General features: G+C 64.9%; 18 protein-coding genes, 1 tRNA gene and 2 pseudogenes. 10 read left to right on the plus strand and 11 right to left on the minus strand.

Translation table 11 applies throughout. The features are described 5' to 3' along the window. Positions 1 to 135: 135 nt before the first annotated feature. Entirely contained in the window at positions 136 to 1,317 is a 1,182-nt protein-coding gene (locus AC3A6P_RS03775; protein WP_487688562.1) for an RtcB family protein, read from the minus strand. A 74-nt stretch (positions 1,318 to 1,391) separates the two neighbouring features. Between AC3A6P_RS03775 and pgm the strand changes: the two genes are divergently transcribed. The 3 genes from pgm to AC3A6P_RS03790 all read left to right on the plus strand — a co-directional run bounded on the left by pgm (position 1,392) and on the right by AC3A6P_RS03790 (position 4,436). Beyond that, a complete protein-coding gene (pgm, locus tag AC3A6P_RS03780) occupies positions 1,392 to 3,038 on the plus strand; it encodes a phosphoglucomutase (alpha-D-glucose-1,6-bisphosphate-dependent) (RefSeq protein WP_487688564.1) in 1,647 nt (548 codons plus the stop codon). Then, the gene (locus AC3A6P_RS03785) at positions 3,035 to 4,306 is read left to right on the plus strand and encodes an MFS transporter (RefSeq protein ID WP_487688566.1); all 1,272 of its coding nucleotides are present in this window, start codon (positions 3,035 to 3,037) and stop codon (positions 4,304 to 4,306) included. The genes pgm and AC3A6P_RS03785 overlap by 4 nt, the downstream gene beginning before the upstream one ends. A 54-nt stretch (positions 4,307 to 4,360) precedes the next feature. Beyond that, positions 4,361 to 4,436 (plus strand) — tRNA-Ala (locus AC3A6P_RS03790). Positions 4,437 to 4,503: 67 nt separating this feature from the next. Here AC3A6P_RS03790 and AC3A6P_RS03795 read toward each other — a convergent pair. Then, positions 4,504 to 4,815: a tyrosine-type recombinase/integrase gene (locus tag AC3A6P_RS03795; protein WP_487688569.1), complete on the minus strand. Its 312-nt coding sequence runs from the start codon at positions 4,813 to 4,815 to the stop codon at positions 4,504 to 4,506. On the opposite strand from AC3A6P_RS03795, the gene AC3A6P_RS03800 reads away from it, so the two are divergent. Beyond that, positions 4,814 to 5,245, plus strand: coding sequence for a hypothetical protein (locus AC3A6P_RS03800; protein WP_487689410.1), 432 nt, complete (start codon positions 4,814 to 4,816; stop codon positions 5,243 to 5,245). The two genes, AC3A6P_RS03795 and AC3A6P_RS03800, sit on opposite strands and share 2 nt — an antisense overlap. Before the next feature lie 144 nt (positions 5,246 to 5,389). Here the strand turns inward: AC3A6P_RS03800 and AC3A6P_RS03805 are convergent. Then, positions 5,390 to 5,536, minus strand: a pseudogene (locus tag AC3A6P_RS03805) (tyrosine-type recombinase/integrase); the annotation flags it as partial. 261 nt (positions 5,537 to 5,797) lie between these two features. Continuing rightward, a pseudogene (locus AC3A6P_RS03810) lies at positions 5,798 to 6,848 on the minus strand (IS110 family RNA-guided transposase). Positions 6,849 to 7,585: 737 nt separating this feature from the next. Here AC3A6P_RS03810 and AC3A6P_RS03815 point away from each other — a divergent pair. From AC3A6P_RS03815 to AC3A6P_RS03825, 3 genes are all read left to right on the plus strand, one after another. Continuing rightward, positions 7,586 to 8,452, plus strand: a complete 867-nt coding sequence (locus tag AC3A6P_RS03815) for a DUF4231 domain-containing protein (RefSeq protein WP_487688572.1) — start codon at positions 7,586 to 7,588, stop codon at positions 8,450 to 8,452. A 15-nt stretch (positions 8,453 to 8,467) separates the two neighbouring features. Next, positions 8,468 to 9,052: a TIR domain-containing protein gene (locus AC3A6P_RS03820; protein WP_487688575.1), complete on the plus strand. Its 585-nt coding sequence runs from the start codon at positions 8,468 to 8,470 to the stop codon at positions 9,050 to 9,052. A gap of 210 nt (positions 9,053 to 9,262) precedes the next feature. Further along, positions 9,263 to 10,117 carry a hypothetical protein gene (locus tag AC3A6P_RS03825; protein WP_487688578.1) on the plus strand — a complete coding sequence of 285 codons (855 nt, stop codon included), beginning with the start codon at positions 9,263 to 9,265 and terminating at the stop codon, positions 10,115 to 10,117. 1,289 nt (positions 10,118 to 11,406) lie between these two features. On the opposite strand, the gene AC3A6P_RS03830 is transcribed toward AC3A6P_RS03825, so the two are convergent. After that, a complete protein-coding gene (locus tag AC3A6P_RS03830; protein WP_487688581.1) occupies positions 11,407 to 11,658 on the minus strand; it encodes a hypothetical protein in 252 nt (83 codons plus the stop codon). 165 nt (positions 11,659 to 11,823) lie between these two features. After that, positions 11,824 to 12,048 (minus strand): hypothetical protein, encoded by a 225-nt coding sequence (locus AC3A6P_RS03835; RefSeq protein WP_487688583.1) that lies wholly within the window; start codon positions 12,046 to 12,048, stop codon positions 11,824 to 11,826. A gap of 208 nt (positions 12,049 to 12,256) precedes the next feature. On the opposite strand from AC3A6P_RS03835, the gene AC3A6P_RS03840 reads away from it, so the two are divergent. Then, positions 12,257 to 13,903: an alpha/beta hydrolase gene (locus AC3A6P_RS03840; protein WP_487688586.1), complete on the plus strand. Its 1,647-nt coding sequence runs from the start codon at positions 12,257 to 12,259 to the stop codon at positions 13,901 to 13,903. Between the two features lie 9 nt (positions 13,904 to 13,912). After that, positions 13,913 to 14,551 (plus strand): hypothetical protein, encoded by a 639-nt coding sequence (locus AC3A6P_RS03845; protein WP_487688589.1) that lies wholly within the window; start codon positions 13,913 to 13,915, stop codon positions 14,549 to 14,551. A gap of 51 nt (positions 14,552 to 14,602) precedes the next feature. Here the strand turns inward: AC3A6P_RS03845 and AC3A6P_RS03850 are convergent, their stop codons facing one another. Together AC3A6P_RS03850 and AC3A6P_RS03855 are read right to left on the minus strand one after the other, a co-directional pair. Then, the gene (locus AC3A6P_RS03850) at positions 14,603 to 15,721 is read right to left on the minus strand and encodes an NAD(P)-dependent alcohol dehydrogenase (RefSeq protein ID WP_487688591.1); all 1,119 of its coding nucleotides are present in this window, start codon (positions 15,719 to 15,721) and stop codon (positions 14,603 to 14,605) included. Positions 15,722 to 15,759: 38 nt separating this feature from the next. After that, positions 15,760 to 16,284 carry a nitroreductase family deazaflavin-dependent oxidoreductase gene (locus AC3A6P_RS03855; protein ID WP_487688594.1) on the minus strand — a complete coding sequence of 175 codons (525 nt, stop codon included), beginning with the start codon at positions 16,282 to 16,284 and terminating at the stop codon, positions 15,760 to 15,762. A gap of 103 nt (positions 16,285 to 16,387) precedes the next feature. Here AC3A6P_RS03855 and AC3A6P_RS03860 point away from each other — a divergent pair, with 103 nt between their 5' ends. Then, entirely contained in the window at positions 16,388 to 17,056 is a 669-nt protein-coding gene (locus AC3A6P_RS03860; RefSeq protein ID WP_487688596.1) for a hemerythrin domain-containing protein, read from the plus strand. Here AC3A6P_RS03860 and AC3A6P_RS03865 read toward each other — a convergent pair. The 3 genes from AC3A6P_RS03865 to AC3A6P_RS03875 all read right to left on the minus strand — a co-directional run bounded on the left by AC3A6P_RS03865 (position 16,998) and on the right by AC3A6P_RS03875 (position 21,925). Further along, positions 16,998 to 20,300 (minus strand): ATP-binding protein, encoded by a 3,303-nt coding sequence (locus AC3A6P_RS03865; protein ID WP_487688599.1) that lies wholly within the window; start codon positions 20,298 to 20,300, stop codon positions 16,998 to 17,000. The genes AC3A6P_RS03860 and AC3A6P_RS03865 overlap by 59 nt on opposite strands. 72 nt (positions 20,301 to 20,372) lie before the next feature. Then, positions 20,373 to 20,753 carry a nuclear transport factor 2 family protein gene (locus AC3A6P_RS03870; protein WP_487688601.1) on the minus strand — a complete coding sequence of 127 codons (381 nt, stop codon included), beginning with the start codon at positions 20,751 to 20,753 and terminating at the stop codon, positions 20,373 to 20,375. A gap of 32 nt (positions 20,754 to 20,785) precedes the next feature. After that, positions 20,786 to 21,925, minus strand: coding sequence for an L-talarate/galactarate dehydratase (locus AC3A6P_RS03875; RefSeq protein ID WP_487689370.1), 1,140 nt, complete (start codon positions 21,923 to 21,925; stop codon positions 20,786 to 20,788). Positions 21,926 to 21,951: the final 26 nt, after the last annotated feature.

The raw sequence follows: 21,951 nt of genomic DNA on the forward strand, positions 1-21,951 counted from the left end.
GCCTCGGCCCCGGGCCTGGCGGTCGGGCCCGGTCTCCTTCGCCTGGCTCGTGCCTCGCCAGCCTCGGCCCCGGGCCTGGCGGTCGGGCCCGGTCTCCTTCGCCTGGCTCGTGCCTCGCCAGCCTCGGCCCCGGGCCTAGGTGCCCTTGACGTTGAGGACCTGTCGCAGGACGTGTTCCACCTCCACCAGGTCAACCGCGTCCGCCATCACGACGTCGACGTCCTTGTAGGCGTCGGGAATCTCGTCCACCCACGCCTCGCCGTGTCGGTACTCGATGCCCTTCATCCGGTCGGCGAGATCGGCGGCGGTGAACCGTCGGCGGGCCTCGGTGCGTGAGAACCGCCGTCCTGCGCCGTGGGGAGCCGAACACAGACCCTCGGCGTTGCCCTTTCCCCGCACGATGTAGGACTTCGTCCCCATCGACCCGGGAATCACCGCGCGCACGCCGACGTGCGCGTCGATGGCGCCCTTGCGCGTCAGCCACACGTCGCGGCCGCCGTGGCGTTCCTGCACCGAATAGTTGTGGTGCGCGTTCACCCGCTCGGTTTCGATACCGGACTCGTCGTCGCCCATCCACGCCGCCAGTGCCCAGCGGAACCGGTCCATCATCTCGGCCCGGTTCTCGTAGGCGAACTGCTGCGCCCACCGCAGCTCGCGCAGGTAGTTGTCGAACGCGGTGGTGCCGGCCGTCAGGTAGGCAAGATCCCGGTTCGGCAGCGGCTGGCCCTTGCAGAGTTCCTGGGCGATCCTGATGTGCCGTGAGGCGATCTTGTTGCCCACACCGCGCGACCCCGAGTGCAGGAACATCCACACCCGCTGCTGTTCATCGAGGCACAGCTCGATGAAGTGATTGCCGCCGCCGAGCGAACCGAGCTGCTCACGCCACTTGGGCGAGTGCGACAGGTCGACCTGCCCGTCCCGGGCCGCGGCGGTGAGCGCGTCCAGGCGTGCTCGGGTGAACGGGTACCGATCGGTCTTGGCGTTGTAGTTGCCGGGGGAGAGCGGGATGGCGGATTCGATCTTCACCCGGAGCTCGCTGAGCCGGCGGCCGGCGAGGTCGGCGTCGGAGTAGACCGTCCGCGCGGCGATCATGCCGCAGCCGATGTCGACGCCGACAGCTGCGGGTATCACGGCATCGACGGTGGGGATGACGGTGCCCACTGCGGATCCCTTGCCGCTGTGGGCATCCGGCATCAGGGCGACGTAAGGATGGACAAACGGCATAGCGGCCGTTTGCTTGGCCTGTTCGATCGTGTTGTCGTCGATCTGGGAGGCGAAGCTGAGCAGCTTGTAGCCGTCGATTCGCGTAGCGGACATGACTTCAGTGTGTAGCCGATGTCCAACGGTTTACCCATTGCGCGACCAGTGGCCTGGGTGGGCAGAATTGAGGGGTGGCTGCCAACCCTCGCGCCGGTCAACCGGCGCAATCAGAAGACCTGATCGACCTCCCGCATCTCGTCACCGCCTATTACACGGTCGACCCGGATCCCGAGGACATCGCCCAGCAGGTGGTGTTCGGGACGTCAGGCCATCGAGGTTCGGCGCTCGACGGTGCGTTCAACGAGGCGCACATCCTGGCGACGACGCAGGCCATCGTGGAGTACCGCGCGGGCCAGGGCACCACGGGTCCGCTGTTCATCGGCCGCGACACCCACGGCCTGTCGGAGCCGGCCTGGGTCTCGGCACTGGAGGTGCTGGCCGCCAACGACGTGGTGGCGATGATCGACTCCGCCGACCGCTACACACCCACCCCGGCGGTCAGCCACGCGATCCTGAACTACAACCGCGGGCGCACATCGGACCTGGCCGACGGCATCGTGGTGACCCCGTCACACAATCCGCCGCGCGATGGCGGCTTCAAGTACAACCCGCCCAACGGCGGCCCCGCCGACACCGATGCCACCGGCTGGATCGCCAAGCGCGCCAACGATATTCTGCGCGAAGGTCTCAAAGACGTGAAGCGCGTGCCGCTGACGCGCGCCTTGCGGACCCATCAGCGCCACGACTACCTGGACGCCTACGTCAGTGATCTGCCGAACGTGGTGGACATCCACGCCATCCGCGCCGAAGGGATCCGCATCGGCGCCGACCCCCTCGGTGGCGCCAGCGTCGACTACTGGGGTGCCATTGCCGAGCGTCACAAGCTGGAACTCACCGTCGTCAACCCGTTGGTGGACGCCACGTGGCGATTCATGACGTTGGACACCGACGGCAAGATCCGGATGGACTGCAGCTCCCCGAACGCCATGGCGTCGCTGATCCGTAAGTTCGACGAAGACAAGACGGCTTACCAGATCGCCACCGGCAACGACGCCGACTCCGACCGGCACGGCATCGTCACCCCCGACGGCGGCCTGATGAACCCCAACCACTACCTGGCTGTCGCGATCGAGTACCTCTACACCCACCGGCCCGACTGGCCCGGCGACGTGGCCGTCGGCAAGACCGCGGTCAGCAGCTCGATCATCGACCGGGTGGTCGCCGGTATCGGCCGCAAACTCGTGGAGGTGCCCGTCGGCTTCAAGTGGTTCGTCGACGGATTGATCGGCGGCACCATCGGATTCGGTGGTGAAGAATCCGCCGGGGCGTCGTTCCTGCGCACCGACGGCTCGGTGTGGACCACCGACAAGGACGGCATCATCCTGGCGTTGCTGGCCTCGGAGATCCTGGCCGTCACCGGTAAGACCCCGTCGCAGCGTTACGCCGAGCTCGCCGAGAAGTACGGCGCACCCACCTACGCCCGCATCGACGCCCCCGCCAACCGTGAGCAGAAAGCGAAGCTGGGCAAGCTCTCGCCCGAGCAGGTCGCTGCCACCGAGTTGGCCGGCGAGGCGATCACCGCCAAGCTGACCACCGCACCGGGCAACGGCGCGGCCATCGGTGGCCTGAAGGTGACCACCGAGAACGCGTGGTTCGCCGCCCGGCCGTCGGGCACCGAGGACGTCTACAAGATCTACGCCGAGTCGTTCAAGGGGCCGGAGCATTTGGCGCAGGTGCAGGAGGCCGCCCGCGAGGTGGTCAATACAGTCATCTCGTGAGTGCTGTCTCGGAGGGTGACTGTTCGGCGGACACCGATCGAAAGCCGAAGTTACCCAGCGAAGTCTGGATCCTGATCTTCTCCAACGCGGTGATCGCGTTGGGTTATGGCGTGGTGGCACCGGTCATTCCGGAGTACGCGCGCAACTTCGGGGTGAGCATCAGCGCGGCGACGTTCGTCATCACCGCGTTCGCGCTGATGCGGCTGGCGTTCGCCCCGGCCGCGGGGTCGTTGGTGCAGCGGCTGGGGGAGCGGCGTATCTACGTCAGTGGCCTGGTGATCGTCGCCCTGTCCACCGGGGCGTGCGCCTTTGCGGCGACGTACTGGCAGCTGCTGCTGTTCCGCGCCCTGGGCGGTATCGGGTCGACGATGTTCTTCATCTCCGCACTGGGGCTGATGATCCGGATCAGCCCGGACGACGCGCGCGGGCGGGTGGCGGGCATGTTCTCCTCGGCGTTCCTGGTCGGATCGGTCGGCGGGCCGGTGCTGGGCAGCCTCACCGCCGGGTTCGGCCTGTCGGCGCCGTTCCTGATCTACGGCGCAGCGCTGCTGATCGCGGCGGCGGTGGTGTTCATCAGCCTGCGGCACTCGTCGCTGGCAGCGCCGGCCACCGAGGTCACCGAGAAGGTGACGGTGCGCCAAGCGTTCCGCAACGGGGCTTACCGGGCGGCGCTGTTGTCGAACTTCGCGACGGGGTGGTCGGCGTGGGGACTGCGTGTCGCGCTGGTGCCGCTGTTCGTCACCGAGGTGCTCGACCGCGGTGCCGGTGTCGCCGGACTGGCACTGGCGACGTTCGCCATCGGCAACGTCTGTGCGGTGGTGCCCAGCGGGCGGCTGTCCGACCGGATGGGCCGGCGCGTGCTGTTGATCCTCGGCCTGACGGTCGCCGGCGTCTCGACGGCCGTGGTGGGGTTCACCGACGGACTGACGCTGTTTCTGGTGTCGGCGTTCGTCGCCGGTTTCGCGACGGGCATTTTCAGCTCGCCGCAGCAAGCCGCGGTCGCCGACATCATCGGCAGCAAGGCTCGCGGCGGCACCGCGGTGGCCGCCTTCCAGATGATGGCCGATGTCGGGTCCATCGGCGGCTCGCTGCTGGTCGGCCTGATCGCCCAGTACCTGTCCTTCGGATGGGCGTTCGCGATCAGCGGTGCCATCCTGCTGCTGGCCGCCGTCGGCTGGGTGTTCGCCCCGGAGACCCGGCCCAAGCCGGAACCCGTGCACACGCCGACCCGCCCGCTGGGGCCGGAAGGCTGCGGAGAGCTGCCCTGACCAGCCATTTTGGTTGGTGTTCATCCGGTGGTGTAACTTCGTAGCGCACCACAAGGGGCTATGGCGCAGCTGGTAGCGCACCACACTGGCAGTGTGGGGGTCAGGGGTTCGAGTCCCCTTAGCTCCACCAGGAATGATGTAGTTCTTGCAGGGTCGAAGCGGCCGTCTGACGACAACCGCGACGACAACAATGGCTTCTATGACGACAACCCGTGGGGCCGCGGTTCGGCTGCTTGTTCGAACAGCATGCCCATGGAATCCAAGGCGTCTCTCTGTACGGCCTCTATCACCTCGACGTACGTCCCAGTGGTGACGGCCAGGGAACTATGTCGCAAGATGCGCTGCACCGTTGCTGGTGACACTCCCATCGTGAACAGGAGCGTCGCGCACGAGTGTCGTAGATCGTGCACCCTCAGGAGCGGCACCTCGGCGCGCTCACACAGGGCTCGGAATGCCCGGTTCACGTTTCGCGGCTCTAGATAGCCGCCTTGGGTCGCAGTAAAGACCATGCCGGTGTCACGCCACTCGGGGCCAGCCGCAAGTCTCTCCTTCCTGCTGCCGTATGCGATGAGCGCGGAGGATTGCCACAAGGGGCGTTGGGATGGGCAGTACTGCTACGGATCCTTCCGTCTTTACGCTGTCGAGCTTCAGCTGACCGTCAACCCGGTGCAAAGCTTGACGTACAGTCAGCCGGCCAGCTTCCAAGTCGGTGTCAGCCCAGGACAGGCCCAACGCTTCTCCTCGGCGCAGCCCCATAGCAAGCGCAACGGCCCAAAGCGCGTACAGCCTGTTATGTTCGGCGGTCTTGAGGAAGCGCTGCGCCTCAGCTTGCGTGAAGCTCCGGACTTTCCGATCTTCCGTCAGCCTCAGCTGCACGAGTCGCGCTACGTTGCGATTCAGAAGCTCCTCATCGACGGCATCCTGGAGCGCTGCACCTAGCACCCGCAAGACGTGCTGGATCGAGCTAGCCGAGAGCGTATCCCCACAGCAATCCGGCACCCTTTTGGCGCAGCACCTCGGCGTCGTCCGCTTTTCATCTTTCCCCTGCGCACAACACTGGCATAGCGTCCGGAGGCTGTTAAGCCATACCCGAATCTCAGCAGCCTGCAGTGTCTTGAGCTTCCGTCTTCCGATACCCGGGATTATGTGGAGCCGCACGTCTCCTTCACATGTTGCATAGGTGGTTCGCCGGATTCCAGGCTCGGCGATGTGTTCCAGCCAGTACGTCATGTACTCCGCAACGTGAGCGTCGTGACGGTTACTGGGATGCCGCGGCGTTGCTGGTCGCGCAGCTTGTTCAGCTCATCGAGAGCTGCGCGCTCGGAGCTGGCGTAGACGCTGACTCGTTTCCGACGTCCGTCGGGAGTGTCGACGAAGATTTTGGCTTCCCAACGCCCGTCGGGTCGCTGGTACACGCCACCTTGCCCGTTGGCGGCCTTTCTGGACGTCCTGCGTTGTGCTGCCATCAAGGCCAATAGAGCGCTGTTCCTCCTACAACCGGTTACCGATCACACCGCCGGCCGACCGCAATGGGCGATCAGTTATTAGGCTCCGGTACACGATCCGGCACAGCCTACGTTTCAGACACCGCATGGCTATCGCGTGCGAGTCCCCGTCTGCAAGGCGGCGTTGATAGTACGAATTGCCAGCGTTGCGGATCTGCATCAGCCCGATGGTATGCAGCGCGCTGTTGAGTTGTCGATTGCCGTGTCTGTATGCGCGGAATCGGACGTCCGACCCCCCGGAGGAGTGCGGCACAGGTGCCAGACCGATGTAGGAGGCGTACTTCGACTCGCTTGAAAATCTAGCGATGTCAGCAGTTTCGCCGATTATTTTCGCGGCAGTGAGCGCACCGCACCCTGAAATCTTAAGCAAGCTCGGTGCTATCACTTCCACAATCGACGTGATGCGCTTTTCAAGCCGACTCGCCTGAGTCGTCAGGTGCACGAGGTCGGCCATTTCATCGCGTGCGAGTTCCGCAAGCACACCGGAGTGCGACTCCAAAACGACGAGTACAGCTTGTCCATGTTTGATCCGATTCAACGACCGAGAGGGGGGACGCGTCTCTGGGTCGAGCTCGTGGAGAGGGCTGAGCAGCCGATTCATCGTGGCAGTTCTCATGTCGACAAGATTGCGTCTACGGTCGACCAACAGCTTCATTTCGCGGGATACGCCGTCGTGCCGGGAAATTGGCAGGTCAGGTTCACGTAAGACGGCCCGCGCGACTGCGAGAGCGTCGATAGGGTCGGACTTCCCTAGAGCCCGTCCTGAGGCGCGATGCCGTGCCGTCAGTCTTGGCGGTACCCTTACAACGGCTTCACCCGCTTCCAACAGCTCGATTTCGAGACGCGTCGAGAGGGCGGACATCCTCGACGCCCCACAGCCGGTCACCCGTGAAGCCACCCCGAACCCAGCGCAGAGCTGCACTGTGACCTGACGATGTGGCCGCGACTGTCTTTGAGCCTAGCTTTCGGCCGTTTGAGTCTACGACCACAAATGTGTGATTGCGTTTGTGAACGTCAACTCCTACAACAACATTCACCGAAGGCCCTCCCCTCGTAGCGGGCACCGATCACCTGGTGGTCTCGGCAGTCGAACTGAAAGCCAGCTTTTCGTGCAGCGGCAAACCTCCGGGCAGACGGACCCCAGGCGTCGGATACTTCGCCCGATCGCACGAAACGATCGAGCCCCTTGTAGTGCCCCGCCGACAGAGTGGCTGTTAGCCCGCTATCGACATTCCACCGGGAAGTCAGACGTCGCACCGAAGGGTAAGTAAAGAATATTCAAGGTGTGCCGCGCGATTCGGCAAAACGCGAAAGGATGCAAAAAAGACATTAGCTCAAACCGCCGCTTGAAAGCACCGAATTTGCAGCTCAATTACGTTAAACCCACTCAGCCGCGGCCCTCCTCGCACGGAGCCTCACTGTGGGCGGCGCGGCCACGGTTAATCTGCGACAGGCTCGACGTGTCCAGCGCCGCCTATCACTGCCGTTTAGCCGCGAAACGAGTTATCCAGTAGCGCGGGTAGCTCCATCGACTATGTGCACAGCTCGGCAGGCGGGACGGGTGACGCACAGGTCGGCGCGAGCGCGGCCGCTGATGTTGCCCATGCGATGTTCTGGCATGGCGAACGACATTTTGCGTCGTCGCACAATTTGTTTCTTCACGAGATGGCGACCCACGGAGTGAGCCAGATTGGACGGCCGCGGCGAACACACCGTCGTCGCGGCTGCCGCGCAGCAAAGCGGAGATGTGGCAAACTTCGTCCGAGGAGGTGTGATGGAGCTGCCCGGGATCCACGACGCCGCTGACCTTGCATCTGGTCGGGGCCAGCGTCACTACCTAATGCGGAGCGGCGCGCGTCTTGCCGCACTTTTAGCTGCAGCAGTCTTCGGCGCTGTAGGCGCCCTATATCAAACTTGGTCATGGGTGGGATGGTTCGTTGTCATCGCATTCTTGGTCGCTTTTGCGTCCGAGGTTATGTTGATCGCGGAGCAGCCCGAGCGTGACTGGTACGCAGGACGCGCAATCGCCGAGTCAACGAAAACCCTTGCTTGGCGCTACGCGGTGGGTGCAGCACCATTTTCGTATGATCTAGACGAACGCCAGGCGGACGAGCTACTCACCAAGCGAATAGCGGAGGTCGTGTCAAAGGCCAAGGATCGGTTAGATCTGGTAGACAAGGCGCCGGTTGTCACACAGTCTATGAAAAGACTCAGGGCCGCAGATCTAGAGGTTCGTCGGCAGACATACCTTGACGAACGAACGCGAGAGCAACAGAAGTGGTATCGAGACAAAGCATCGTGGAATGCTCGGCGTGCAAACATCGGGCGCTGGGCGATGGTTATGGGCGAACTTGTGGCGATAACTGCTGCCGTCGCAACCTTGCAGGCTGACAAATTTATTGACCTCGCGGGAATCATCGCGGCGCTTGTAGCGTCAGTGGCAGCATGGGTTGCCATAAAACAATTCTCCCAGCTAGCGTCAGCGTACCGCGTTGCCGCCGTTGAATTAGCGCTGCAAGAGAACGTCATTGCAACAATTAACGCTGATGACTGGGCGGAGGCTGTAGCCAATGCAGAGGAAGCCATTAGTAGGGAACATACAATGTGGTTGGCCTCTAGAGGTGCCGAGAGATTGACTTGAGGAGATAGCTGCGTAATGGGAAGAAAAGTTTATATATCGTTCAAAACTGAAGACGCTGCCTATAAGACTGCCATTCAAACAATGGACAATCTGGACTACGTTGATAAGTCGTTGAATACTCCGATAAACTCCAATGATGAAGACTATATAATGCAGCGCATTCGTTCGGATTACCTGTATGACTCGACCGTAACAATATTTTTGATAGGCGCTTATAGCGCCGAAAACTTAGGGCCTTACGAGCAGCGCTTCATAAAACGAGAATTGCAGGCATCTTTGTATAGCTCGAGTCAGCACTCCAAAAACGGCATACTGGGGATCGTTCTTCCAAGCGTACGAACATCAATTTATGGCGATACGTACACGTGCCTCACCTGTGGTAACCCGCATAGCACGGTGAGGATAAACGATAGTACTACCATAAGGGAGTTCAACTACAATTATTACATTCCAAATGGTAAATGCTCCTACCCCGAAGAAGATCGTTACTGCGTGCTAGTGGACTGGGACGATTTTGACTCTGATCCGGAGCAGTACATTGAGCAGGCTTTTGAAAAGCGGACTGCTCCCATCGCCTCGAAAACTCGCGTCAGACCGTAGCTGATAATTGACCGTTTGTCCTTACTGGTTCTTTGCCAGGCGGATGCGTCGGAATGTAGGCCATTTACGTGCGTCGCGGATCAAAAGCCGGGCGCGAAACGACGGCGGATCCAGGAGTAAACGGAGGGGTTCGACTCTGTGCCGTACGCATTTCGACACCAAGTACATCTAAGCTACCAAACCCCGGTTTCGACTGACGCACCTAATGACATGGCAATCGTGCTGGATGGGTCTGGTCCTTCCATCTGTTTCTTCAAGGACGGCGAACGGGCTTTAGTTCTATATGGCCATGGTTTTGATACGCCGGAGGGGGCAATCGCGGCAGGGCTGCAATGGAGCAGACACCTCAAGGTGGCTCTCGCGCGGGCCGGCGTAGGCGCAAAGTTTGGCGGTACAGGGAATGCCTGGCGGCCAGAGGTCTTCGCGCAAGCAGAGGCGGAAGGTAAGGGAGTTGCTCTGCCTATTAACCGTCTGAATGTGTACGAAGAAGACGCGAGAATAATCTTCATGCATGGATCCGGCGACTCGTGGCCGGGCGTCGATTCCCCGAGGCTGCTGGAAGGGCTCGCTGACGGCGTAATTGCCGAGATTGGCCGACTGGACTATTCGCTAAGCGAAAGTCAGGAATTGGCCCTTGACCTGCTGTATGCCTCCTATTTCGAATCGAACCCAGAAACAAGGTGCGTCACACTTGTGACCGCGATGGAATCACTGATCGTTCAGACGAGACGCCCCCCGGAGATCGTTGAAAGTTTGGACTTGTTGATTCACCAGGTTCATTCGTTCGATGGCGTCGGCCCTGCGGCGAAAAGCGTGTTACTGAATGCGCTTGGAAACGTCAAAAAGCAATCAATCAGTGAGGCGGGTCAGGAACTTGCAGCCCGCCTGTTGACTGATCTGTACGACGGCCTGTCCCCGAAGGAGCTCTTTAGAAGAAGTTACGTAGACCGTTGCATGCTGGTCCATGGGAGCACCAGGCGCCCAGATCCGGCGACGCTTCAGGGCCGAAACCCTACGTTGGCAACCTTTGTACGCGACTTGATTAGTGCCTTTATCTTTAATTGACTTGCACTCCTCAGGCTACCTCTGTAGTGAAGCGTTTGGTCGACATGAGCGGTCGTATCCATTTAGAGCGTGTGTCCTGGCAGGTTTGATTGGTGGCTAGTAGCTCATAGATATCGCTAAAGGCCGCTCAGCTCTTTATAGTCACGCCAACCGAGGCCAAATGACTTCAACGACTCTCCGTACCTGCCAGTGGGGCGGATTGCGTAGGGCCCGTGTTTACCGCCAATTTCAAGCTGTTCGATACGTTTGTATAAGCTGAGATACTCCTCTCCTACGAACTTAGTGTCACTCGAATTGTCTAAGGCTAGTATGGACACTCTTTCGCCACCCTTCCGTCCGTCGAAGTACCCAAGCTCCCAAGGCATCCAACGCGACGTTCGGGCGGCGCGAGAGGTTGCGTACAACAAGTTGCGCGATCGGTCCATCTGTTTACGCAAGCGGGCTGCCGTTGCGTAGGAAACGGCGCTACGGTCTAGCTCTGGATCGTCAATCCAATCTACGTAGACGGATAGCCCCTTCGATACGAGCCACTCGCGGATGCCGAAGATCAATTGAGCGTCGCTGAAGCTGTGGCTGAGGAAAATATCGAATGGCCCCTCTGTAAATTTCGCGGCAGTCCGCAATGACTCGGAAGCGGACCGCGCGGATACGTTTCCGGCTCTGTTCCGAAAAAAGCGTTCCGAATAGCGCGTCACAGCCTCGCGACTCCGAAGTCCGGGAAGAAGGTGTTTGCCTCCGGGTACGCCATGCGCTGGATCCATTCTGGGAGCACGCACCTGGACCAGTCCGACAGCTGCAAACGGGTCTCCACCGGGGCGGGAAACCGCCCTTCTTGACTGGAGCGCGCGAATACGAGGTGCCGTTGTAGCGCGTTGTTGCTTCGGGAAGGACGCACAAGGTGCACGTCCGAGTCGTAGTGGGAGTTGCGTAACGCGGTCCTCGCCAAATCTGGCCTCCTATCTCCTAAAGCGCAGGGTGCTGCCCTGGGGCTGACCATAGCGGTAAGGCTCCACTGGCTTCATGCGCCCGGTATCCGGCCTCCCAATTCGGAAAGGTTGATGGGTGACGAGGCCAGCGCGCTAGACGACAGTCTTGACGACAACCCCGACGACAGAAACGACGCAAGCAGCAACAGCTACAAGCCGAATCTAGGTCGGTAGTGCCTGGTCATGCCTCGCGCCTGGTCCTGGCAGTGTGGGGGTCAGGGGTTCGAGTCCCCTTAGCTCCACCCAACAGACAAGCCCGCTCTGACACCGGTCAGGGCGGGCTTTGTCGTTGTCGAAGGTGTCTCAGCGGACTGCGAGATGCCCGAGCGGCGGCGCGGAATATCCCGGCACGGAACTGGACTGTGGTTCGCCCGGCGGCGGTTGGTTCGCCGGATCGGAACGCAGCGCGTAGATGACCGCCCCGAGCGCCGCAATGATGAGGATGGCGACGATCGCCAGCTTGACCCCCGGATGGGTGAAGGTCCGCAGATCGCGAATTCGGTACTTGACCTTGTGTCTCAGTAGGCGCCAACGCCTCTGCAGCAAATTTGACATTCGTCAGACCCCCGTCTGGAACTGTCGTTACAGCAATGAACCGTTCCGGTAGCGACTCAAGATCACTCCCCGTACGGCAGGGTAGCCGAAGCAACGGGGTGGTCAAACGGGTTGACGGGGGTGGCCTGCGTCACATTATTGACGCTAGTGCAAAGACCCGCAAGGTCAACCGACGGCCGGCGGGGTTCCCCAGCACTCGACGACATCGCCGATGTGCCGCAGCAGGACGTAGCGGTAATCGCCCTCGGTGGCTTTCGCGGTCCATTCCTCGTACGCGGCTTTGGCGCCGTCCTCGCCACCCTCGTAAACAGTCCTCGGCACCGGGGGAATGCCCGTGTCGCCGGGATCGTCCACTTCGCCGATCTGGACATTCCACGATGTGTCAGCCATGCCTGGGCGAGTACCCGCCCAGCGAACGAACCAACGTGATGCACACCGGCGGTCACCGGCGGGCTTACTCTGTTTGCTGCTGATTATTTCCGAACAACAGTGCGCTGAGGGGGTCGCTGTGGCATTGAGGGTGGACATCGAGAATCCGATGGCGTCCGGCGTTGCCGCCACCGACTCGGTTGCCTCTCGGCTCTAGCGCAGCGCTCCCGTGGCCTTGACCGTCGCCGATATCGAGCGATGGGACGCCGGCGATGTCCGCGAGGTGTTCCACGCCGCGAGCAGTCGTGCGCAGGCGGCCCTGGACGCCGCGGACGGGCTGGCGACGCTACCGGCGTTCACCACCTGGGGAGGCGAAGCGGCCCAGTCCGCCCGGGAAGCGATCGGCAAGACCCGCGCCGACCTCGACGCACACGGCCAGGAAGCGCTGGCCGTCGCCAATGCCGCGCGCAGCGCCGCCGACGACATCGAGGGCATCAAGGCCGAACTGGCGGCACTGAAGGCCGACGCCGAGGCCCTGGACATGGAGATCGATCCGGCGTCGGGCCGGGTGGTTGCAGGCCCCGGATTCTCGGGCAACCCGATGGAACTGCTTCTCAAGCAGCAGCAGTTGCAGCCCCGGGTGGACAAGCTGATCGCCGACGCAAATCTGGTGGACGCGACGTTGGCCAATGCCATCGACATGGCCGGAGGAAGTGCACCGATCCCAGCGGGACCGCACTCGAATGACCCTGACGTGCAGGCGGCGCTCAACAGTGGTGTGCTGCCGGAGGACCCGGAGCAGTTCAACGAATTCTGGGACAAACTCACCACCGAACAGAAGGACTGGCTCTACGAACACAACCACGACATCGGCAATCAACCCGGAATGCCGTTTGTGGACAAGGACCGCTACAACCGCCTGCACCTGGAGGACCTGACGCGCGCCGCGCAGACTGAGGTGGACCGGTTGGCCGCGGCGCACCCGGAGTGGGTCAACGGACGGCCGACGACGGCCAATCCGAATCCGCCCGCCTACCGGGAGTGGAAACAGCAGTGGAACAAGGCCACTGACCAACTCGACGGATACCGCTCCGTCCGGTCCGAACTCCAGGCCGGTGACGGAGTGCACCGGTACCTGGGGCTTCTGGACGACGAAGGCCACGCCGCGGTGTCGGTCGGAAATCCCGACACCGCTTCGCGCAATGCGACTTTCGTTCCCGGGACGGGGCAGGATCTGGCCCGGCTGCAGTACAGCACCGAGGACGCCGAAGCCATGTACCAGGCGGCTCTGCGCGCGGACGCCAACCTGATGCCCGAGGACGTCTCCGTCACGACGTGGATGGGTTATGACCGGCCGATGAACCTGGGGCAGGCTGCCTACCCGGGCTTCGCCACCGACGGTGGTGCCGGTCTGGCCGCATTCCAGGACGGTATGCGTGCCTCCCATGAGGGCACCCGGTCGGTCAACACCGTCGTCGGGCACAGCTACGGGTCGACGCTGGTCGGCGCCGCGGCTTCCGGCGGTAACGAACTCCCGGTCGACAACGTCATCGCCGTCGGTAGTCCCGGCATGCTCGTCGACCATGCGGGCGATCTGGATCTCGATGCCGGCGGCGAGGTCTACTCGATGCGGGCCAGGTTCGACCCGATCAACATCGCGACCGGTTTCAGCTTGGGGCCCAGCCCGACGACCGAGGGTTTCGGCGCCATCCGGCTCGAGGCGGCTCCGGGGCCGAACCTGGGCCCGCCCATTCTCGACCTGCCTTCGGTGGAGGCGCACAGCAGCTACTGGGACCAGGGCAACCCGGCCCTGCTGAACATGGGTGCGATCATCGCCGGACAACCGCCGCCACACCGACTGACGCCCGGGGGATGATCGAACGCGATGAGAAGCGAACCACGACCGTCGTTGGGTACCGCCGCGCTCGTCGCAGCGTTGCTGCTCGCGACAACGGCCTGCGGCGGTGATGACGGTGCGTTGGGGGCGCCCACCCCGACAGGCGCAACCGAGATCGGAGGACCGCCGATGACGTCCACACCCGCACCGCCACCCGGCTGGACGCTCGAACCCGTGGTGCCGGCCAGCCAACAACAGGCGCAGGACACCGTGATCGGTTATCTCTCCAGGACGGTCGAAGGACTGCCCGCGGGAACCACGCTGGACGGGACCCGTTACCGGGTGGGTAGCGGAAACCGTTCGTGCGACGACAATCCCACCGGTCCCGACGCGCCGGAGATGATGTTCACCGATGTCCGGCAGCTCGTGCTGCCCGCCGGAGCCGACGGTGCCACCGTGATCGGCGAGGTGGGCGAGATCTGGCGCAGCTGGGGATGGCATGTTTTCGAGCGCGACGATTTCCCCCGGCCCAACCAGTTCGGCTACGGCCCCGACGGGTACCGTCTGCAGATCGAATCGTCGAGCCCGCCGGGGCAGCCGCCGACCATCAGCGGTATCTCGCCGTGCTTCCCCGGCGATCTGGCCACCGACGGCATCACGACCCCGTTGATCATCGGCCCCAAGTAGGGATTTGGGCGCGCAAGTAACCGCTCAGCGGTTACGAGCGCGCCCAAATCCCTAGTCGGCGAACGTGACCACCGGTTTGAGCACCGAGCCATCGGCTGCTGCCGCCAACGCGTCGTTGATGGCCTCGAACGGATAGCTGCGCACCAGGCGGTCGAACGGAAACCGGCCGTCCTGCCACAGCCGCACCAGCTCGGGGATGAAGGTGTGCGGGTCGGCGTCGCCCTCGATCACCCCGGTGAGGGTGCGGCCCATCAGCAGATGACCCTGGTTGATCACCGTGTCGTTCAAGGGCCCCTGCAGCCCGAGAGTGGCGCAGGTTCCAGGCGAGCGAAGTACCGCAACCGCTTGCTGCACCACCGAACTCAGCCCTACGGCGTCGACGCTGTGGTCCACGCCCCGCGGGCTGGCGGCCAGCACCGCGGCCACCACGTCGCCGATGCCGGACGGGTTGATCAGATGGGTGGCGCCGAGCTCGGCCGCCACCTCCAACCGTTCGGGGTTCACGTCGATGGCGATGATGGTGCTGCACTGTGCTGCGCGGGCTGCCATGACGGCACTCAAACCCACTGCGCCCAAACCGAATACCGCAATACTGTCACCGGGCTTCGGTGACAGCACGTTGAGCACCGCTCCGGCTCCGGTCTGCAGACTGCACGCCAACGGTCCGAGCAGCGACAGCGGCAGGGTCGGGTCCACCTTGACGGCGTTGCGGGCGGTGGCGACGGCGTGCGTGCCGAAAGAGGATTGGCCGAACCAGTTTCCGTGCACCGGCGCCCCGGCGCGCGTCATGGTGGTGGACCCGTCCCTGCGCACACCGCGATAGTTCAGGGCCGCGAACCGGTGGCAGTAGGCGGGCCGGCCGGACGTGCACGATCGGCAGTCGCGGCAGGAGTCGAAGCTGACCACCACGTGATCACCCGGGACAAGGGCGGTCACGGCGGGACCGACCGCAGCCACGACACCGGATGCCTCATGGCCGAGCACCACCGGCAGCGGCAGGGGAAGCGCGCCGTGTATCGCGGTGAGGTCGGTGTGGCAGATGCCCACTCCGGCCACCCGGATCAGGATCTCATCACCCAGCAACGGCCCGAACTCCACATCGGCGAACACCAGCGGTGTGCCGACGGCCTCCAACAGCGCAACCCGACCCGTGTGAAGCTCAGCCGGCACAGTGTTCTCCTCATCCGACAATGACGGTTGTCGGTGAGTCAGCCTACCGGTTGGTTGGGAGGTCGGGGCACCTCGGTGAACACGAGGATCGGAATGCGGCGGTTTCCGGCGAGGCGCTCGTAGTCGGCGTACGACGGGATGAACCCGACGACCAGATCCCACAGGCGGTCGCGTTCGGCGCCGGTGACTTCTTCACCCACGAACGAGCCGGTGTAGCCGCCCGCGGAGATGCGGACCTGCGGATTGGCCAGGACGTTGTAGTACCAGGCCGGGTGGCGGGAGCCGCCGTAGTTCGACGCGATCACCACCGCGCGGCCGCCGTCGGTGAAATACGTCAACGGGGTGGTGCGGGACCGCCCGGTCTTGGAGCCCTTGTGGAACAGCAGAAGCTCCGGAGTGACCAGCGCTGAGGACAACCGTCCGCGGGACAGCCGCAGCAGCGTCGGGTCGATGCGCGGAGCCACCCGGCGCGCGAGCCACCGGCCGGGTTTGGTGCCGGTCACTTTGGCGCCGACGCGCAGCAACGACGATCCGGCCGTCGGGTCCACCTCGGGAATGCCCACGCGCCCGATGATAGGTCCGGCCGACAAGTCGCCGGCAAGTCCGCGGCAAGTACCCGGGCCGACAGTGCAGTGACCGAATCCGCTGTCGACCAGGAGTGTCCCCATGACCACCGACTCTGCCAACGTGCCCACCGCCGATGTGCCCGACATCCTGGGCATGGCGATCGCCCACCGGGTGATGCTGCGCGACCTGGACCGCACCACCGGCATCACGATGGCGATGGCCGACGGCGGCGTGCCGATCAGCCGCCGCCGGGTACGCGCGCTGGTCCGTTACCTCGAGCTGATGGGCGAGTCCATTCACCATCACCACCGTGCCGAGGACGACATCCTGTGGCCGGTCATCGAGAAGCGGGCCGGATCACATATCGACCTCGCTCCGCTGACCGAGGATCACGAAGCACTCGATCCGAAACTCGACGGGCTCGGCGTCGCCGTCGGTCTGTTCGCCGCCGAGCCCACGCAGCGCACCGCGGCCGTCGTGGCGACCCGGCTGACGGAAATGCGCATCATGTTGCACGAGCACATCGCCGAGGAGGAACGCGACACGTTCCCGGTGATCCGGCGTTACCTGACGGTGGCGGACTGGAACGATGTCGAGGCCCGGATCCGCAGGTGCGCACGGATGTCGTTCGAATTGCCCCGCATCGCCGCTGCGGTGACGCCGGCCGAGCTCGACACACTCAAGGCGCAGGCCGGTCCCATGATCAATGTCATCCTGGCCCTGGTCCGGCCGCGGTATCGACGGATGGAGAAGGCCATCTGGGGCTGAGCGCGAGGTCGGCGGCGATGCGTGTGCGCACCACCTCGGAATCGGCGCGGTGCCCGACGGCATCGCCGGGGCGCCCGAGCGCGTCGGCCAGCAGCGCCAGCGCATCGTCCACCGTGCCGAAAGCCACCGAACCGGAGTCGATTCCGGCCACCCGCCCCGCCCAGGGAACCAGCTCGGCGTAGGCGTGCGCACAGGCCTCGAGGTCACCCACCCGCACCGCCGCGTGGGCGAACAACGCCATCCGGGCCAGCCAATAGTAGTTGCGGCGCAACGGCGCTCGCTGACCCCAGCGTTGGTGGGCCTCCTGCCCCCGCCCGGCGTCGAGCAGGCACAGCACCAGCGCTTCGTTCATGGCGTCCGGGTACACCTCGTGCAGGCCCACCATCACATCCACCAGCCCGGACATGTCGCCGCGGGCGAAACCGAGCACAAGCTCGAAGACCAGTGCCGCTTCGGCCGCGCTCGACATTCCGGTGTCGGCCATCTGTGCGGCCAGGCGCCGGTACTCGCGCTCGGCCTCGTCCAGCCGGCCGGTCAGCACGCAGAGCACCGCGTGGTAGATCTCCACCACCTGGACCAGGGCCGCGAGCTGTCCGCTGGTGGAGCGCTCGACCGCGAGGTCGGCTTGCCGGATGGCCTCTGGCAGGTCGGTGCGGGCCGACGCACACAGGAACAGGAACCAGTGTGCCAGCGCCTGATACCCGAGCAGGTCATGGGCGCGCGCCACCGAAAGCAGTTCCGCCACCAGGCTTTCCCGCTCATCGGCCAGATCGGGCCCCAGAGCCAGATAGGCGCGGGCGTTGAGCGCGGCGCACAGCGCGCTGGGATCACCGGCCCGGCGGGCGGTGGCCAGCGCTTCCTGTGACCACCGGATCACCTCATCCATACCGTAAGCGGCGGCGTCGTTCTCGGTTTCGAAGATCAGTGCGACCAACAACCAGACCCGCGTCACCGGGTCGGCATCGGGGTGTTCGGCGAGGGCGCGGCGCAGTGGCTGTTCGATGGCGGTGTCCTCGGCGCCGAAACCGTTGACGGTCCACGAGATCGGCGCCCGGTAGGCGGTCAGTGCCTCCAGCAGGAGCGCCTGGTTGTCTCCGGCCAGCTGGACGGCGCGCGCCCTGGCCGGACGCGCCTTTGTCGCCGCGCCCGCCTGCGCCGCTGCGCGAGTGAGCTGGACCAGCATCCGGACCTGAGCGGCGACGGGCACGCCGTTCTGAGCCAGCTCGGTCATCCGCAGCGCTTCCTGTGCCAGGTGCACGGCCTCGGCCGGAGAGTTCAGGGTGATCGCCTGTCCAGCTGCGGCAGAGGCCAATTCGGCCGCGTCGGCGGCGGTGGCCGGGGTGGCCGCGGCCAGGCCGTGGTGGGCCAGCGCCGCCACGTCCGGCGCCGGCGCGCCGCGCAGTTCACTCAGCACGGCCGCATGCCAGCGGGCCCGGCGCAACGCCGGGGTGTCCTCGTAGAGGGTGTCGCGCACCAGTGCGTGAGTGAACCGCACCCGCCCGGGCCCGGGCTCGCCGAGCAGGCCCGCCAGCACGGCGGCCTCCAGACCGTCGAGCACTTCGTCCTCGTCGCGCCGAGCGACCCGCAACAGCAGATCGACGTCGAGTTCGCGGCCCAGTACCGCGGCCTGCTGCAGCACTGTGCGGGCCGTCCCGGGAAGCCGGTTCAGGCGTCGGCGCAAAACATCCCGCACACCAGTCGGGACACTCGCCGACGCCGCGGCGGGTCCTTCGGCGGCGAGAAGCCGGGCGAATTCGGTGACGAACAACGGGTTTCCGCCCGTTCGTTCGATGAGCTGGTCGATCACCGTGGCATCGCGGGCGAAGCCGCCGTCGGGTGCGTGTTCGCGCACGAGCGCCACGATGCCTTCCCGGCTGAGCCCGCCGAGCTCCAACCGCTCCGCGGTGACGGACGCCAGTGCCGCCCAGGTGGCGGTCAGGTCTGGTCCGGCCTCGGCGCTGCGGTGCGCGGCGAGGATCAGGATGGCGCGGTCGGCGAGGTCGTGGGCGAACCCACGCAACAGCTGCAGCGTCGCGCCGTCCGCTCGGTGCAGGTCGTCGAGAACCACCAACAGCGGACTGTCGTCGGTGACGTGGCGCAGCCGCCGCGCCACCGCCGCCGCCAGTTCGAACGCCGAACCGAACTCCGGTGCCGGATCGCCAAGGGACTGAACCACTTCGGACCAGGCCCAGGCCGGGGGAGCGCCGTCGACCTCCGGACAACGGCCCCGCGCGACCGCCCACCCGCGCGCGCCGAGCCGGTGAGCCGCCACCTCCGCCAGGGTGGTCTTGCCCGCGCCGGAGTCGGCGCCCACCCATACGGTCCGCAGGCCTTTCGCGGTCACCATCGCCGCTGCGGCGTCGATCCGCGTGAGTTCGGCGGAGCGGCCGACCAAGGTGGCGCGGTACCGGGTCAGTGGCTCCGGCGGGTCGACGTGGGTGGGTGTGGCGGCCCGCGGGGCCGGGACCGCCCGGGGCGAACCCAGCAGGTCATCGGACTGGTCGAGGATCTTGGCTTCCAACTCCCGCAGCGCGGGCCCGGGATCGATACCGAGTTCGTCGGCCAGCCGGTCGCGCGCCGTCCGCAGCTGCGCCAGCGCGTCGCTCTGCCGGCCTGCCCGGTACAGCGCGAGCGCCAGCAGCCGCACCGCCTCTTCCCGCAGCGGGTCGGCGGCGAGATGACGCTCCAATTCGGGAATCAGCGTCGAATCCCAGCCGAGTTCCAGACCGATCGCCGCGTACTGCTCGACGGCGATGGCCCGCAGGCCGCCCAGTCGCACCGCTTCGGTTGCGGCCCAGTCGGCATCGGCGAACTCGGGGAGCACCGCACCGGTCCAGCAGTCCAGGGCGGCGCGCAGCAACCCGGCGCGCTGTTCGGGTTCAGCGGCGGCGCCGGCGTCGCGCAGCAGCGCCTCGAACCGCCACGAATCCACCGCATCCACGGGCAGTCGCAGTGCATAGCCTGGCGGGGAGCTCACCAGCACCTGGGCCGGAGTGCGCCGGGCCCGCGCGGGTTCGAGGACCCGCCGCAGGTTCGAGATGTGCACCTGCAGACCGCCGAGCGCCTTGGGTGGCGGTTCGGAGGTCCAGATGTCGTGGATGATCCGGTCGGTGGACACCACTTCGCCGGCGGCCACGGTCAGCCGCGCCAGCACGGCGCGTGGTTGCGGGCCTCTGAGTTCGACGATCTCACCCGCCACGCGGACCGTCAGCGGCCCGAAGACGGTGATCAGGATCTCGCTCATCGCCGACTCAGGATAAGCAGGCCCGGGTCCGGTCACCACACGGCGGGGTCAGGCGACTGGAACCGGCGGCGTTCAGCGGCGAATCTCGGTCTGCTGGTACAGCAGCAACTTCCAGCCGTCGCCGGTGCGGTGATAGGTGCTGGCCATCGCGCCGGTGAATGCGGGCTCCTCACCGTCGCGGTAGCCCACCCCGGTGTAGACCACCACCGCGTTGTCGGAATCGGCGCTCAGCAGGCGTTCGTCCCGGATCTCATAGGTACGCCACGGCGGCGATTGTGCGAGCGCCGACACCACGGTGTCGCGGTCCATCACCATGCCGTTGGCCAGCACCATGAGCGCCTGGGGCAGCATCAACGCGCCGTAGAACTGCGCCCCGGATGCCTCACACAGCGAGTCCCAGCCGGCGCGTTCCAGGCCGAGCAGCGTGTCCAGTAGCGATTCGTCTCCGCTCATGTTCGGGTGGATACCCACCGACGCAGGCGTTCTCAACCCCTGACGGTCACGGTGTCCACAGTCCAGGCGCGCGCCTGTTCGCTCATGGTGAAGCCCAACCCGGGACGGTCCGACAGATGCATACGTCCGTCGCGGATCTCGAGGTGTTCGTTGAAGAGGGGATCCAGCCAGTCGAAGTGCTCGACCCAGGTGCCGTGCGGGTAGGTCGCCGCGAGATGGAGATGGATCTCCATCGCGAAGTGCGGTGCCAGCTGGAGGTTCTTGAGCTGGGCCACCGTCGCGAGGGTGAGGAACTGGCTGATGCCGCCGATACGTGGGGCGTCCGGCTGGATGATGTCCACCGCCCCGGCATCGATGAGCCGCTGGTGCTCGCCGACGCTGGCCAGCATCTCGCCGGTGGCGATCGAGGTGTCGAGACGCTGCGCCAGCTGGGCGTGGCCCTCGGCGTCGTAGGCGTCCAGCGGCTCTTCGATCCACACCAGGTCGAACTGCTCGAGAATGCGCCCCAACCGCATCGCTGTGGGGCGATCCCACTGCTGGTTGGCGTCCACCATCAGCGGAACGTCATCACCGAGATGCTGACGCACCGCTTCCAGACGCGCGATATCGGCCCGCCAATCCGGTTGTCCTACCTTGATCTTGATGCCGCCGATACCGGAGGCCAGGGCGGCCGAGGCGTTCTCGAGCACCTGCTCGATGGGCGTGTGCAGGAACCCGCCGGAGGTGTTGTACGTGCGTACCGAATCATTGTGCGCACCCAGCAGTTTGGCCATGGGAAGGCCGGCGCGTTTGGCTTTGAGGTCCCACAGGGCGATGTCGAAGGCGGCGATGGCCTGGGTGGCCACGCCGCTGCGGCCCACCGATGCCCCGGCCCAGACCAGTTTGGTCCACAATTTGGCGATATCGCTGGGGTCCTCACCGAGCAGGACCGGCGCGATCTCGCGGGCATGGGCGAACTGTGCCGGACCGCCGGCGCGCTTCGAATAACTGAAGCCGATCCCCTGATGCCCCTGCGCACTGCGGATCTCGGCGAACAGGAAGACCACCTCGGTCATCGGCTTCTGCCTGCCGGTGAGCACCTTGGCGTCACTGATGGGATTCTTCAGCGGCAGTACCACCGACGACAGCGTCACCGACTCGATCTGGTCGATGGTGGCGGCCCCGGGCCGCATCGCCGCAAGCGCGGCCCCGGGATCCG

This window comes from Mycobacterium sp. Soil_C_30 (assembly GCF_057656995.1).

Coding starts and splice junctions, on each gene's coding strand:
- AC3A6P_RS03830 (WP_487688581.1), bottom strand. CDS start 11,658: ATGTCAAATTTGCTGCAGAGGCGTTGGCGCCTACTGAGACACAAGGTC.
- AC3A6P_RS03870 (WP_487688601.1), bottom strand. CDS start 20,753: ATGAGCGGAGACGAATCGCTACTGGACACGCTGCTCGGCCTGGAACGC.
- AC3A6P_RS03875 (WP_487689370.1), bottom strand. CDS start 21,925: ATGCGGCCCGGGGCCGCCACCATCGACCAGATCGAGTCGGTGACGCTG.
- AC3A6P_RS03795 (WP_487688569.1), bottom strand. CDS start 4,815: ATGGTCTTTACTGCGACCCAAGGCGGCTATCTAGAGCCGCGAAACGTG.
- AC3A6P_RS03775 (WP_487688562.1), bottom strand. CDS start 1,317: ATGTCCGCTACGCGAATCGACGGCTACAAGCTGCTCAGCTTCGCCTCC.
- AC3A6P_RS03815 (WP_487688572.1), top strand. CDS start 7,586: ATGGAGCTGCCCGGGATCCACGACGCCGCTGACCTTGCATCTGGTCGG.
- AC3A6P_RS03865 (WP_487688599.1), bottom strand. CDS start 20,300: ATGAGCGAGATCCTGATCACCGTCTTCGGGCCGCTGACGGTCCGCGTG.
- AC3A6P_RS03825 (WP_487688578.1), top strand. CDS start 9,263: ATGGCAATCGTGCTGGATGGGTCTGGTCCTTCCATCTGTTTCTTCAAG.
- AC3A6P_RS03835 (WP_487688583.1), bottom strand. CDS start 12,048: ATGGCTGACACATCGTGGAATGTCCAGATCGGCGAAGTGGACGATCCC.
- AC3A6P_RS03820 (WP_487688575.1), top strand. CDS start 8,468: ATGGGAAGAAAAGTTTATATATCGTTCAAAACTGAAGACGCTGCCTAT.
- AC3A6P_RS03800 (WP_487689410.1), top strand. CDS start 4,814: ATGCCGGTGTCACGCCACTCGGGGCCAGCCGCAAGTCTCTCCTTCCTG.
- AC3A6P_RS03845 (WP_487688589.1), top strand. CDS start 13,913: ATGAGAAGCGAACCACGACCGTCGTTGGGTACCGCCGCGCTCGTCGCA.
- AC3A6P_RS03860 (WP_487688596.1), top strand. CDS start 16,388: ATGACCACCGACTCTGCCAACGTGCCCACCGCCGATGTGCCCGACATC.